14 protein-coding genes are annotated in these 14,096 nt (G+C 50.7%); 1 reads left to right on the top strand and 13 read right to left on the bottom strand.

The window, feature by feature from the left end; all coding sequences use genetic code 11:
• From carA to murJ, 9 genes are all read right to left on the bottom strand, one after another.
• Positions 1–1,140 carry a glutamine-hydrolyzing carbamoyl-phosphate synthase small subunit gene (gene carA / locus ACXAGQ_RS09470; protein ID WP_475253518.1) on the bottom strand — a complete coding sequence of 380 codons (1,140 nt, stop codon included), beginning with the start codon at positions 1,138–1,140 and terminating at the stop codon, positions 1–3.
• A gap of 168 nt (positions 1,141–1,308) precedes the next feature.
• Entirely contained in the window at positions 1,309–1,557 is a 249-nt protein-coding gene (locus tag ACXAGQ_RS09465; protein WP_475253516.1) for a hypothetical protein, read from the bottom strand.
• A gap of 202 nt (positions 1,558–1,759) precedes the next feature.
• Positions 1,760–2,569, bottom strand: a complete 810-nt coding sequence (gene dapB, locus ACXAGQ_RS09460; RefSeq protein WP_475253514.1) for a 4-hydroxy-tetrahydrodipicolinate reductase — start codon at positions 2,567–2,569, stop codon at positions 1,760–1,762.
• A 126-nt stretch (positions 2,570–2,695) separates the two neighbouring features.
• Positions 2,696–3,637, bottom strand: a complete 942-nt coding sequence (gene ispH / locus ACXAGQ_RS09455; RefSeq protein ID WP_475253512.1) for a 4-hydroxy-3-methylbut-2-enyl diphosphate reductase — start codon at positions 3,635–3,637, stop codon at positions 2,696–2,698.
• Positions 3,638–3,649: 12 nt separating this feature from the next.
• Positions 3,650–4,084 carry an FKBP-type peptidyl-prolyl cis-trans isomerase gene (gene fkpB, locus ACXAGQ_RS09450; RefSeq protein ID WP_475253510.1) on the bottom strand — a complete coding sequence of 145 codons (435 nt, stop codon included), beginning with the start codon at positions 4,082–4,084 and terminating at the stop codon, positions 3,650–3,652.
• 96 nt (positions 4,085–4,180) lie between these two features.
• Positions 4,181–4,717 (bottom strand): signal peptidase II, encoded by a 537-nt coding sequence (lspA, locus tag ACXAGQ_RS09445; RefSeq protein ID WP_475253508.1) that lies wholly within the window; start codon positions 4,715–4,717, stop codon positions 4,181–4,183.
• On the bottom strand, positions 4,717–7,548 hold the full coding sequence (ileS, locus tag ACXAGQ_RS09440) for an isoleucine--tRNA ligase (RefSeq protein WP_475253506.1): 2,832 nt from the start codon (positions 7,546–7,548) through the stop codon (positions 4,717–4,719). The genes lspA and ileS overlap by 1 nt, the downstream gene beginning before the upstream one ends.
• Positions 7,545–8,516 (bottom strand): bifunctional riboflavin kinase/FAD synthetase, encoded by a 972-nt coding sequence (ribF, locus tag ACXAGQ_RS09435; protein WP_475253504.1) that lies wholly within the window; start codon positions 8,514–8,516, stop codon positions 7,545–7,547. The genes ileS and ribF overlap by 4 nt, the downstream gene beginning before the upstream one ends.
• 132 nt (positions 8,517–8,648) lie before the next feature.
• Positions 8,649–10,208, bottom strand: a complete 1,560-nt coding sequence (gene murJ / locus ACXAGQ_RS09430; protein ID WP_475253502.1) for a murein biosynthesis integral membrane protein MurJ — start codon at positions 10,206–10,208, stop codon at positions 8,649–8,651.
• 207 nt (positions 10,209–10,415) lie between these two features.
• Here murJ and rpsT point away from each other — a divergent pair, with 207 nt between their 5' ends.
• On the top strand, positions 10,416–10,676 hold the full coding sequence (rpsT, locus tag ACXAGQ_RS09425) for a 30S ribosomal protein S20 (protein WP_036799376.1): 261 nt from the start codon (positions 10,416–10,418) through the stop codon (positions 10,674–10,676).
• A 77-nt stretch (positions 10,677–10,753) separates the two neighbouring features.
• On the opposite strand, the gene ACXAGQ_RS09420 is transcribed toward rpsT, so the two are convergent.
• The 4 genes from ACXAGQ_RS09420 to nhaA all read right to left on the bottom strand — a co-directional run bounded on the left by ACXAGQ_RS09420 (position 10,754) and on the right by nhaA (position 13,746).
• Positions 10,754–11,050, bottom strand: coding sequence for an ArsR/SmtB family transcription factor (locus ACXAGQ_RS09420; protein WP_475253500.1), 297 nt, complete (start codon positions 11,048–11,050; stop codon positions 10,754–10,756).
• Positions 11,051–11,156: 106 nt separating this feature from the next.
• Complete coding sequence (gene nhaR, locus ACXAGQ_RS09415) at positions 11,157–12,047, bottom strand: transcriptional activator NhaR (protein ID WP_107300364.1); 891 nt, start codon at positions 12,045–12,047, stop codon at positions 11,157–11,159.
• Between the two features lie 257 nt (positions 12,048–12,304).
• Entirely contained in the window at positions 12,305–12,571 is a 267-nt protein-coding gene (locus ACXAGQ_RS09410) for a hypothetical protein (RefSeq protein WP_475253498.1), read from the bottom strand.
• Positions 12,568–13,746: a Na+/H+ antiporter NhaA gene (gene nhaA, locus ACXAGQ_RS09405; protein WP_475253496.1), complete on the bottom strand. Its 1,179-nt coding sequence runs from the start codon at positions 13,744–13,746 to the stop codon at positions 12,568–12,570. Before nhaA ends, ACXAGQ_RS09410 begins: the two co-directional genes overlap by 4 nt.
• Between the last annotated feature and the right edge of the window lie 350 nt (positions 13,747–14,096).

The raw sequence follows: 14,096 nt of genomic DNA, 5'->3' as shown, positions 1-14,096 counted from the left end.
TTAGGCGCTGTGCTGCTTAATTAGGTCGATGAAGTGATCAAATAGTGGCGCTGCATCGTGCGGGCCAGGGCTCGCTTCAGGGTGACCCTGGAAGCTGAAGGCTGGCTTGTCAGTACGATGGATACCCTGTAGCGAGCCGTCAAACAGTGACTTGTGGGTCGCACGCAGGTTTTCAGGCAGCGTTGCTTCATCAGCGGCAAAGCCGTGGTTCTGTGAGGTGATCATCACCACATCACGGTCAAGATCTTTAACCGGGTGGTTGGCACCGTGGTGACCAAATTTCATTTTCACCGTTTGTGCACCTGAGGCCAGAGCAAGGATCTGGTGGCCAAGGCAGATACCGAAAATCGGTAGGCCTTTTTCAAGGAACACTTTTGTTGCTTCAATCGCGTAAGTACATGGCTCTGGGTCGCCAGGGCCATTTGACAGGAAGACACCGTCTGGGTTCAGTGCCAGTACTTCTTCAGCTGAAGTCTGGGCAGGAACGACAGTCAAGCGGCAACCGCGGTCAACTAGCATACGCAGGATATTGCGCTTGGCACCGAAGTCGTAAGCCACAACGTGGAACGGCAGTTCGCTGTCATCTTTAGCTTCTGGCAGGCCGCCTTCTAGCGTCCATGATCCTTGTTTCCACTGGTAAGCTTCAGAGGTAGTCACCTCTTTAGCCAGATCCATGCCCTTCAGGCCAGGGAACGCTTTCGCCTCTGCCAGTGCTAGCGCTTCGTCCAGGTTGTTGCCCGCTACGATGCAACCGTTTTGTGCGCCTTTCTCGCGCAGTAGGCGAGTTAGCTTACGGGTATCGATATCGGCGATGCCAACGATGTTCTGGGATTTCAGGTAATCAGAAAGGGACTGCTGATTACGGAAGTTAGAAGCGATAAGAGGGAGGTCGCGAATTACCAGGCCTTGCGCATGGATAGAGGAGGATTCTTCGTCTTCGGAATTAGTTCCGGTATTGCCAATATGAGGATAAGTAAGAGTAACAATCTGCTGAGAATAAGAAGGGTCGGTGAGAATTTCCTGGTACCCCGTCATCGAGGTATTAAAAACAACTTCACCAACGGCCGAACCATCTGCCCCAATGGACACGCCGCGGAACACTGTCCCATCTTCAAGGACTAACAGCGCTGATTTGCTCAAGACAACCTCCAAAAATATAAAAATGCAGTTAAAACAGATAAAGTTGCAATTACCCATTCCATACAAAGTCAAAAGGCGAGTCAAGCCGAATTTTGACAAATTGCGCGCATTCTAGAGACGGTATCGAAATCTGTCAACAGATCACGAAAAATAAATTTGAATTTTAGCCTACCCAACACCAAAACCAGCAAAGACGGGCAAAACGCCAAGAAAACCCCAACTTTCCATGGTGCTTTTTTCGACCGCGATCCAGTTTATCGTTTGCCTAAATTCAGCCAAAGACGAAAACAAAAAACTATCATTCCAGCCCTTCAAAACCCAAACTTTGCTATCACTTTCAAGCAAGACATCAAAAAACAACAGCAAACCCAGCAAAATACACACTAAAAGCAAGGAATCACCATTACTTTGACTCATCGCGGGCAACATCACTAACGGCCAACAGCAAACTGGCTGATTATGCACTCATTAAGCATACAGGTCGTATCAACCTCCCATTAAAATACCCCCAGAGAATACAGCCCAGCTTTTAGAGTGATGCCTCTTCCAGCCCGTCGCGCCTGGTCAGCGTAGTAGGTAGATATAAAAAAACCGGCCAGTTGGCCGGTTTTTTCATTCCTTACAGCTCATCGAGCCCTAAGACGTCGTGCATGGTGTAGAAGCCTGCGGGCTTGCTATTTAGCCATGCCGCCGCACGGACAGCGCCATTGGCAAAAGTCATTCGATCCGTTGCCTTGTGGGTGATTTCAACCCGCTCACCGATATCAGCAAACATGGCGGTATGCTCACCCACAATGTCGCCGGCCCGGATAGTCGCAAAACCGATCTCATCACGGCTGCGCTCACCGGTGATCCCTTCACGGGCATACACGGCAACATCGCTCAGCTTGTTGCCCATCGCACCGGCGATAGCTTCCCCCATGCCGATAGCAGTGCCAGACGGGGCATCCACTTTGTGGCGGTGGTGGGCTTCGATCACTTCGATATCGCAGTAATCGCCCATGACCTTGGCGGCTTTCTCGAGTAGTTTGAACACCAGGTTGACACCAACGCTGTAGTTTGGCGCCATCACAACTGGCACCGACTCGGCCACCTTGTCGATTTGGGCACGCTCTTCATCAGTGAAACCCGTGGTGCCGATAACAATTTTCTTGCCGTGCTGCTGGCAAAAAGCCAGGTTTTCCAGTGTTGCTACGGGTGCCGTGAAGTCGATCAGCACGTCAAAATCGTCGGCGGCCTTGACCAAGTCCTCGACAATAATGACCGACACCGGGCCAATGCCCGCTAACTCTCCGGCATCCGCACCAATTAACGTTGACTCGGGACGTTCAGTCGCCGCACCTAACACTGCCTGCTCAGACAAGTGTGTCGCTTTTAGTAGCTGACGGCCCATACGTCCTGCTGCGCCAGCAATCGCAATTCTCACCATTGCGCTTCATCTCCCTGGTTCTATGTTCTCTATTCTCCCCAATGTAGCCTGTTGAGAAAGATAAAAAAAGCCCCAGCAGGTGCTGGGGCTGATAAATACAGTGAACAAACCTTAGGTAGCTTGTTACTAGATGTTCTTGACCTGCAGTTCGCGCGGTACTTCGAAGAACATATTCTCTTCGCGGCCGGTCAATTCATCGACACTGGCAGCTGTCAGCGACTGGATACGGGTAATGATCTGGTTCACCAGCTCTTCCGGCGCTGATGCCCCTGCGGTAATACCGATTTTCGTTTTGCCTTCAAACCATGCCTGGTCGACATCTTCCGGGCAGTCAGTCAGGTAACCTGGTGTGCCCAGCTTTTCGGCCAACTCGCGCAGGCGGTTGGAGTTCGACGAGTTCTTCGAGCCAACTACAATCATCACATCAACATCAGTCGACATTTCACGCACCGCATCCTGACGGTTTTGCGTCGCATAACAGATATCGTCTTTGCGCGGGCCCTGGATCTCAGGGAACACTTCACGCAGTTTGTTGATCACATCCGCCGTTTCGTCCACCGACAGGGTTGTCTGGCTCACATAGTGCAGGTTGCTTGGGTCTTTGACACTCAGCGTCTCCACATCTTCCGGTTTCTCGACCAGATACATGCCGCCGGCCTCACTCGCATACTGCCCCATAGTACCTTCAACTTCAGGGTGGCCGGCATGGCCAATCAGCACCACTTCCATATTGCGGCGGCTGGCACGGGCGACTTCCATATGGACCTTGGTCACCAGCGGGCAAGTGGCATCGAATACTGTCAGCTGGCGGGACTTGGCTTCAGTGCGTACCGCTTGTGATACACCGTGGGCCGAGAAAATCACAATATTGTCGTCCGGCACTTCGTGCAGCTCTTCGACAAAAATGGCACCCCGCTGCTTTAGCCCTTCGACAACGAAGCGGTTGTGTACCACTTCATGACGAACATAAATCGGCGGCTGGTACATTTCCAGCGCACGCTCAACAATACTGATGGCTCGGTCAACGCCGGCACAGAAACCCCGAGGGTTCGCGAGTAAGATTTTCATTGCTAACTGCTCTTAGTTTTCAATGGCAACGACTTCAACTTCGAAAGTCACACGCTGCCCTGCAAGCGGGTGGTTGAAGTCAACGGTCACAGAGTCACCGAGAACTTCTGTAATGATGCCAGGAATATCGCTGCCGTCAGGCCCGGCAAAAGCGATAATATTGCCGACCTCGGCCGGGGCATCAGTACCAAATTTGGTACGGTCAACATGGTGGATGTTATCTGGATTTGGCAAACCAAACGCATCTTCCGGCCCAAGGTCGAAGCTGCTCTTCTGCCCCTGTGCCAAGCCCAGCAGACATTTCTCAAAATTGTCTGTCAGGCTGCCATCCCCCATTTTGAATTTTGCCGGTTTGCCCATTGCCTGGGTTGAATCTGCCACTGAGCCATCTTCTAGTTTGATGGCAAAGTGCATGAGTACTTCACTGCTTTCCGTAATGACCGACATGTAGGGATCCTTTCTCTTTAGTTATACCCGCCCATTTAACAACAAAGCGCCGCCCGTATCAACGGACGGCGCTTAGGGATATAAGCTTTGGCCAGGTTAGTGCTTAACGGCTTGCTTCTTCTTGTCTTTATCAGACAAGAAACCATCGAGGATGATCAAACCGGCACCGATGCATATGCCCATATCAGCAATATTGAAGGCCGGCCAATGGTAGCTCCCGACATAAAAATCAAGGAAGTCGACCACATAACCATGGTACAGGCGGTCAAACAAGTTGCCCAACGCCCCACCAATGATCAGGGCATAGGACACATTGGCCAGCTTCTGCTTCGCCGGAAGCTTGCGCATCCAGTACACCAGCATGGCACACACCCCGAGGGCTATCGCCGCAAACAGCCAACGCTGCCAACCACCCGCATCACTCAAAAAGCTAAAGGCCGCCCCGGTATTATGGACGTACAGCAAATTAAAGAATGGCAGCAGTTCGATACGGTTTGGCCAACCGTATTCCATGGTATTCATCACCAGCAGCTTGCTGCCGATATCAACAACGAACACCAGAGCCGCTAGCCATAGCCAGCGGATCCCAGATTGTTTCAGCGATAGTCCGTTTTCAGACGATAACTTACTCATTAGGCAAACTTACGCTCTTCACCTTCACCTTCGACATTGCTGACACAACGGCCACACACTTCTTCATGACCTTCGATTGTGCCAACATCGGCAACGTGGTGCCAACAACGGTCACACTTCGCCGCTTCAGAGGCTGCTACAGTGACGAACAAACCTTCAACGTCAGTATCCTGCGCGCCTTCTGGCTTGCTGTCTGCAACAACTACTTCTGCTTTAGAGGTTAGCAGAACAAAGCGCAGTTCATCTTCCAGCTTGTTCAGCTTGGCTGCCAGCGCTTCAGATGCGTGCAGCGTTACTTCAGCCTGCAGGGCACCACCGATCACTTTGTCCTTACGTGCACCTTCTAGCAGCTTGTTCACCGCGCCACGTACAGTCTGGATTTCAGCCCAGAACTCGTTGTTCAGCTCTTCGCCTTCCGCTAGACCAAACAGACCTTCGAACCACTCACCGGTGAACACAAACTTGTCGCGCTGACCTGGCATTTCGTTCCAGATTTCATCAGCAGTGAACGACATGATAGGCGCCATCCAGCGAACCAGTGCCTCTACGATGTAGTATAGTGCGGTTTGGCAGCTACGCTGGGCGTGACCACCACGCTTCGCGGTGTACTGACGGTCTTTGATCACATCCAGGTAGAATGAACCCATTTCAACCGAACAGAACTGCATCAGACGCTGAGTCACCGCGTGCAGGTTGTACTCATCGTAAGCTTTGATGATTTCTTCCTGCGCAGCCATCGCACGGCCAACAGCCCAGCGATCCAGTGCAACCATCTCTTCTGGTGCAACCAGGTCAGTTTCAGGGTTGAAACCGCTTAGGTTAGCCAGGAAGAAGCGCGAGGTGTTACGGATACGACGGTAAGCATCAGCTGAACGCTTCAGGATCTCATCAGACACTGCCACTTCACCAGTGTAGTCAGTCGACGCAACCCATAGACGCAGGATGTCTGCACCCAGCTTGTTGGTCACATCTTTCGGGGCTACCACGTTACCGACAGACTTGGACATCTTACGGCCCTGGCCATCAACCACGAAACCGTGGGTCAAGACTTGCTTGTAAGGTGCTTCGTTCTTCATCGCCACTGAAGAGATCAGTGAAGACTGGAACCAACCACGGTGCTGGTCAGAACCTTCTAGGTATAGATCAGCGCTGTTGCCGTTGTACTCTTCGCGGCTATCAACCACAGAGAAGTGAGTCACACCCGAGTCGAACCATACGTCCAGAGTATCCAGTACTTTCTCGTACTTGGCTGCATCCTCTTCACCCATGATTTCTGCAGGATCAAGATCCCACCACGCCTGGATACCTTTTTGCTCAACAAGCTGCGCCACCTTCTCGATCAGCTCTGCGCTGTTCGGGTGAAGATCTTGCGTTTCTTTGTGAACAAACAGGGCAATTGGCACCCCCCAAGTACGCTGACGAGAAATACACCACTCTGGGCGGCCTTCAACCATACCTTCGATACGGCTCTGGCCCCACTCAGGCATCCACTCTACCGCTTTGATTTCTTCCAGTGCCTTGGCTCGAAGGCCAGCCTGATCCATCGAGATGAACCACTGCGGCGTTGCACGGAAGATGATTGGCGTCTTGTGGCGCCAGCAGTGCGGGTAGCTGTGCTCGTAAGCATGGTGGTGAAGCAGCGCTCCATGCTCTTTCAATGTTTCAACAACGGCATCGTTGGCTTTGAATACATGCTGACCGGCAAATAGCTCGGTATCAGGCAGGTAAACGCCATTGCTGCCTACTGGGTTAGCAACTTCAAGGCCGTACTTCTGGCCGACTGCGAAGTCTTCCTGGCCGTGGCCCGGAGCTGTGTGCACACAACCTGTACCAGATTCAGTCGTTACGTGATCGCCCAGGATCACAGGCACATTAAAGCTGTAGAACGGGTGGTTGAATTGCACCAGTTCCAGGTCTGCACCTTTACAGAAACCAAGATTGTGGAAATGCTCGATACCAGCACGGTCCAGAACATCTTTCGCCAGCTCAGAGGCAACGATCAGACGCTCTTTCTTCTCACCTTCAACTTGGATAAGCACGTATTCCAAGTCATCACGTACTGCAACCGCACGGTTGGCAGGAAGTGTCCAAGGCGTTGTGGTCCAGATCACGATAGAGATATCGCCTTCGCCGGTGTGGCCGTCAGCACACTGGAACTTAGCTACAGTTGCTGCTTCGTCAGCCGCTTTAAAACGAACATCGATAGAAGGAGACACTTTGTCTTTGTATTCTACTTCTGCTTCAGCCAGTGCAGAGCCACAGTCTGTACACCAGTGAACAGGCTTAAAGCCTTTTAGCAGGTGACCCTGATCGGCAATCTTGCCTAGCGAGCGGATGATGTTGGCTTCGGTGCCAAAATCCATAGTGCGGTAAGGCTTGTCCCACTCACCCAGTACGCCTAGGCGCATAAAGCTTTCTTTCTGGCCTTCAACCTGACCGGCTGCGTAAGTGCGGCACTTCTCGCGGAATTCCGCAGCAGTGACTTTGTGGCCCGGCTTGCCCACTTTCTTCTCTACCATCAGTTCGATAGGAAGACCGTGACAGTCCCAGCCAGGAATGTATGGCGCATCAAAGCCTGACAGAGTCTTTGACTTAATAATAATGTCTTTAAGAATCTTGTTTAGCGCGTGACCAATGTGAATATCACCGTTCGCATATGGAGGGCCATCGTGTAGTACGAAGGATTTCTTACCCTTCTTGGCTTTACGAATTTCACCGTAAAGATCTTCATCGTACCAACGCTTTAGCATCGCAGGCTCACGCTGAGCTAGGTTGCCTCGCATCGGAAACCCTGTTTCAGGCAGGTTCAGGGTATCTTTATAGTCGCTCATTGATTCTCGATTCCGTTACTTGGGCGAAGTTGGACATTATTACGCTCAGCCAGCCACACCCGTGCCGACTGCGCATCACGCTCGATTTGTGCTTTCAACGCATCAAATGATTCAAATTTTATCTCGTCGCGCAGCTTGTGGCGAAGCACGACGTCAATCTGAGCCCCGTAGAGATCAGATTGGAAATCAAATAGGTGTACTTCCAATTGGCGGCGCACACCATTCACCGTCGGTCGGCGGCCAACATTGGCTACCCCGGCAAGCGGAGTATCCGCTACACCGTGAACTTCAACGGCATAAACGCCAGAAACCGGCGAGACCCGGCGTTTAAGTGGGACGTTAGCGGTCGGAAATCCGATCGTCCGTCCGAGTTTTCGACCATGGGAGACACGACCGCTGATACTGAACGGACGCCCTAGCATGGACGCTGCCAGCGCAAGTTGATCGTCGGCCAGTGCCTGACGGATCGCTGTACTGCTGACTCGCTGCTCGGAGACACAGAAACTCTGGGTACTCACAACGGTAAAGCCGTATTCTTTACCGGCAGCTTGTAACATGGCGAAATCCCCGCTGCGGCCTTTGCCGAAGCGAAAATCATCACCAACTACCAGAAACTTAACACCCAATTGCTCAACCAACAAGCGGCGGACAAAATCTTGTGCCGACAAATTGGCAAAGTGGCGATTGAAATTCACACACAGGAAACGCTCCAAACCTTGCTCTTTCAAGCGTAAGTATTTGTCACGGAAGCGAGTGAGTCGCGCTGGTGCCTTGTCACCGGCAAACAGCTCCTGAGGCTGGGGTTCAAAGCTCATCACTGTCGCCGGACAGCCCAGTGCTTTCGCCTTGGCCATGACATTGCGTAGCACTGCCTGGTGGCCTAGGTGAACACCATCAAAATTACCAATCGTCAGCACACAACCACGGTGCTCAGGCTGGATATTATGTATTCCTCGGATCAATTCCATGCGTCAAGTTCATTTTCGCAGAGTGAAAAACTGACGGATTATATACTACTCTGAACCCATCATACCAATCTGAATCATATTCAGACGATTTTGCGGGCGATTTATCACCACCCGCCTAGCCATTCGGCCAATTTAGCTGGCCGCTCTCAGATGACGGGGACGAACTCCCATCGCCATAACCACCATCAGATAAACAGCGGCACCAGCACCAATCAACCCAGCCAACCAAATTACACGGTTGAACAAGGTCCACTCCAGCCATACCGCCATCTCAGGCAGTATCCACAGTAACACAGCGACCATTGCCGCACCCGCAACCACAAGACGGGCAACAAACCATAATGTCTCGCCAGTGACCTTGTAGACACCAGAGATGTGCAAGCCGCGGTATAGCAGTGCCGCGTTCACCAGCGCCGACAGCGCGGTTGCCATCGCCAAACCGATATAGCCATAGAAGTAGGCAAAGATGGCATTGAAAAACATATTGGTGACCATGGCAATAATGCCAAATTTCACCGGGGTCTTGGTATCCTGCCGAGCGTAATACCCCGGCGCGAGTACCTTGATCAACATAAAGTTGAGCAGGCCAGAGGCATAAGCCAACAATGACATGGACGCCTGCTGGACGTCATTCGGGCTGAACTCACCCCGCATAAACAATACCATCAGCATCGGCTTGGCCAAGACCATCAAACCAAGCATGGCTGGAAGGCCGAGCAGCAACACCATACGTACCCCCCAGTCCATGGTATGGGCAAAGTGCTCCGGGTTTTGATCCACATGCTTACGGGAAAGGGCAGGCAAAATCACTGTCGCAATAGCGATACCAAACAGGCCAAGGGGAAACTCCAACAAACGGTCGGAATAATACAGCCAGCTAATCGAACCGGTTGCCAGGAAGCTGGCAATGAAGGTATCAAACAACAGGTTGATTTGACTGACCGACACGCCGAACAAAGCCGGGATCATCAGGGTACGGATCTTCACCACCCCCGGGTCGTTCCATCCCCACTTCGGCTTCACCAGCATACCTTCTTTATATAGGAATGGTAGCTGGAACAAAAACTGGATCAGACCGCCGAGGAAGACCCCTAGTGCCAAGCCGATTTCCGGCTGGCTTAGGTTCGGCGAAACAAACCACGCACAGCCAATGATGGCGACATTGAGGAACACCGGCGTAAAAGAGGACACCGCAAACTTACCCAGGGTATTGAGGATCGCTCCCGACAAGGCAACGAAGGTGATGAACCACAAATACGGGAAGGTGATTTTCAAAAGCAGGCTGGCCAACTCGAACTTCGGTGCCGAGGGCCCGTCGTTGAGCCAGTCGATAAACCACCCGGCCCCAAACAAAGCGGTAACAACGCCCGAGCCCAATATCCCCAGCAGGGTAACTATCGTGACAATGACGCCTAAGGTCCCTGACGCTCTGGCAACCAGTTGGCGGGTACGGTCCATCTCGCCAGAAGCATGGTATTCGGTCAGAACCGGGACGAATGCCTGTGAAAAAGCCCCCTCGGCAAACAACCGCCGCAAGAAGTTAGGGATCTTATTGGCAAAGAAGAAAACATCGGCAGCAGCCCCGGCCCCCATCAAGTTGGCGACCACTACATCCCGCACCAAACCGAGCACCCGAGAGACCAATGTCATGGTGCTGACAATCAATCCTGAGCGCAATAGACGCTTGCTCACAAAAAAAACCTCATAAAGATGGCCCCAAAAGGTGACTTCCGTAGCCAAATGCTGGTAAAATCTGCCGCCATATTAACCGTGTTAATCCGCAAGTGCCAATTCAATTGGTTAGGCGGTTATTTGCACAAATCATTTGACAATCTTCGGCTAAACAGGCATAGTCCTCGGCCTTAAAATGTCACCGTACCAAGTTTTGGAGTTATACCCTTGGCTAACATCAAATCTGCTAAGAAACGTGCGATCACTTCAGAAAAACGTCGCCAGCACAACGCTAGCCGTCGTTCTATGATGCGTACTTTCTTCAAGAAAGTTATTGCTGCTATCGAAGCGGGCAACAAAGAAGCTGCTACTCAAGCTTTCGCTGAAATGCAACCTGTTATGGATCGCATGGCTACTAAAGGCCTGATCCACAAAAACAAAGCTGCACGTCACAAAGCTCGTCTAGCTGCTAAAATCAAAGCTCTTTAATCTGAGTTTCTGATTTCGATAAAAAAACCGGCTTTCGCCGGTTTTTTTATATCTGCTTTTCAGCAATATCTGCGCTGCTAGGTCCCGCAATACATCTTGTGCAATAACTGGATCATCGCTTTGACCTCGTCGCTCTTAAGGCGATAATACACCGTCTGAGCTTCTTTCCTTGTTTCTACCAGGCCATCGCGCCGCAACCAGGCCAAGTGCTGTGATAACGCCGACTGGCTGAGCCTCAGCTTGTCACTCATCATTCCGACCGACATCTCCTCTTCCAGCAAGTAGCAAAGAATAAAAAGACGTCGTTCGTTGGCCATTGCTTTTAGCAGAGCTACGGCTTTAGGGGCGTTCTGCTCCATTTGCTGTAGTTCCATACTGCTACCACCTGTCAATTAAGTTAACGCTAATGTACTTAATTTAAACATGGTTTTCTAGCATGCCGCATGGATAATTGAATCAAACGAACAAAAATCAGCAACTTTATTTAAACAGTTTTCTAAAGTCTGCCTCACATATGCGTTTTACGGCCGGGTGCATGATCATCCGCTCGGCGAAAATGACATAGTATTCTTCTTTGATCTCTTTCACCCGCTTCACTTCACGGATATTGTGAGTGGTATCTTCCAGCTCGGCAGCGTAAATCGAAGGAGCGACAAACATCGACTGCTGGTAGAGTCCGAAGGCTTTCATCAAGGCCGCATCATCAAACTCACCAAGGATATTCGGGGTGATCCCCATCTGATCGAACCAATGGATAAGCTTGCGCCCCATCGCCGTGCGACGGCCAGGGATCAGCAGCTTGTAATCTTCGATACAGGCCGGGAAGTTCAGTGGCTTGTCGGGTTCGTTACAGAAAAAGCTCATGGTCGATTCCCCTAGCTTCTTACTGTAGAGGCCAGGGCTCTGGGTGGAGTCCACCGGGCAGTCCGATAAAATCATATCCAGCTTGTGCTGTGACAACTGCTCCAGCAGCATCTCGTGGGTTGATTCGTAGCAACGCAGGTGAATACGCTCGTCTTCCGGCAAGCCTTCCATCAGTACCTTGCTGACCAGGCGTTTTGACAGTGCATCCGCCACACCGACTTCCAGCAGTAGGTTTTCACGCTGGGTATAGTTGACGATATCCAACATCTCGTAGCTAAGGTCGAACATCTTATCGGCATACTTGAAAACCAGCTGGCCCAACTCGGTGGGCTCGATGTTACGACCAACACGTTTAGTCAGCTTACCCTTTAAACGCTCTTCCAGCGCCCGGATCTGTCCGGTGACCGTCTGCGGTGCCAAAAACAACGCATCGGCTGCCTTGGTGACTGAGCCCTGCTTGCAGACCATCCAAAAATAATAAAGGTGGTTGTAGTTTAGGTGAGACATGTTTAGCAACCATTTTCCATAAGCAGTATATTTCCAATCGGGACTGGCAAGAGCCAACCTTGAGGTTGAGCAACCAAGAATAAGGAGAGTTTAGGGTAACGGGTTACCAAAATGCTGATTGGAAATAAGACTGCCCAAAAATAAAAAAATCCCAGAAGCCAGCTTACGCTTAGCTTCTGGGCGCTTCAACCGTAATCATTCATTCACAAATGAAATATTACACTTATTCAGTTTTCATACATCGAATAAAATGTTTATCACTCTGATGTTGAAGCCGTTTTTTGATCCATCGCAGACATTTTCCGATAACGCTCGCCGACACGCTGCTCGAGCGCTCGGGAACGGAACGGGCTATCATTTTCCACCATCGCGGTAGCCTCTGCCGCTGATTTAGAGTGGTTCAAACCAGCCAGATAAGCCTGGCAGACATCTGAGCTGCTGTCTTGATTACAGCTTTGGTAGTCCGGTACTGCCATTGCCGTCGCAGACATCATAAGCCCAACAATCATCATTGCGCGTTTCATATTACACCTCCACTTTCCTTGGCAAGGTTCCTCGGCAACGAACGGCTAAGCATCATATAGCCAATAACCGCTGATATCGTTGACCCCAACAGGATGCCCAATCGAGAGTAAGTACTGAACTCCTCCGGTGCACCGACAAAAGCCAGCGACGAGATGAAGATAGACATGGTAAAACCGATACCACACAGTACTGAGACCGCAAAAATCTGTCTAAACCCAATGCCTTCCGGCATGCTTGCCAAACCGGTTTTAATCGCCAGATAACTCGCAGTGAAAATGCCAAGAGGCTTACCGATCATCAGACCGAGGGCAATACCCAATGGCAACATAGACGTCAGGCCGCTTAGAGAAACCCCCTCTAGCGAGATCCCGGCATTGGCAAAGGCAAACACAGGCAAGATAAAGAAAGCCACATACGGATGTAGGGCATGTTCCATTTTCTTAAGCGGTGAATGCTCGTCTGACAAACCGTTATCGCCGGAAAGCGGAATCGCAAAGCCCAATACCACACCTGCCAGCGTTGCATGGACACCCGACTTCAACACACTGACCCATAGGATCAGGCCAACAATCACGTACCAAGAAATTTTGGTGACGTTTTTCGCATTCATGATGAAAAGGGCTGCGGTTGATGCGAACGCAACAGCAAGCGCCAGTGTCGACAGATCACTGCTGTAGAACAGAGCAATAATCACGATAACACCCAGGTCATCGATTATAGCCAGCGCAAGCAAGAAAACTTTCAGGGTAACCGGAACACGGCTTCCCAGCAGGGCCATGATACCCAAGGCAAAGGCAATATCCGTGGCTGCCGGGATCGCCCAACCTTTCACGGCAAGCGGATCGGCAAAATTAAAAATGACGTAAACCAGTGCAGGCGCAACCATACCGCCCACCGCAGCTATCGCCGGGAAGATGGCTTTCTCTTTCGTATTTAGCGCCCCTTCGATCAGCTCACGCTTAACTTCCAAACCAATCAGCAGGAAAAACACAGCCATCAGGCCGTCGTTGATCCAGTGTGAGATAGACAAGCCCGCCACGTAGGTGTGCAGTGTACCGTTATACAGATCTTGCAATGGGGAGTTCGCAATCATCATGGCCAACGCCGCCGCGATGATCAGGATTATCCCACCAGCAGACTCTAGTTTTAAGAATTTACGAATCGCATCGGTCATCGACCGGAACTCCTTTTCGTGAAACAAATGTCACAATAAAAATGTAAATTTAGTTTAGACGTCACAGCACTAAACTGTTAAATCGTTTGTTCAGAATATAAACCTCGGTAAAACCGAACAATAAACCTCCAATACAAGCAATAACCGTACTGTCTAATTTACACTGTCATATTCGTCATTTTTGGCTGCTCAAAAAGCCATCAATCACTAATTAATTCTAAAAAAAACCTCATTTACAAGAGAAAAAAATTTCACGACATCATCGATCTTTCTTCTTTTAAAATAACCTTTAAATTCATAAAGATAAAATCAAAGTAAATTTTTTATTACGCTGACAACCACTGCTTTAC

Source organism: Photobacterium sp. ABD4_091 (genome assembly GCF_056160145.1).
Note: the sequence above shows the minus strand (reverse complement) of the source record. Positions and strands in the feature narration are given on the sequence as shown.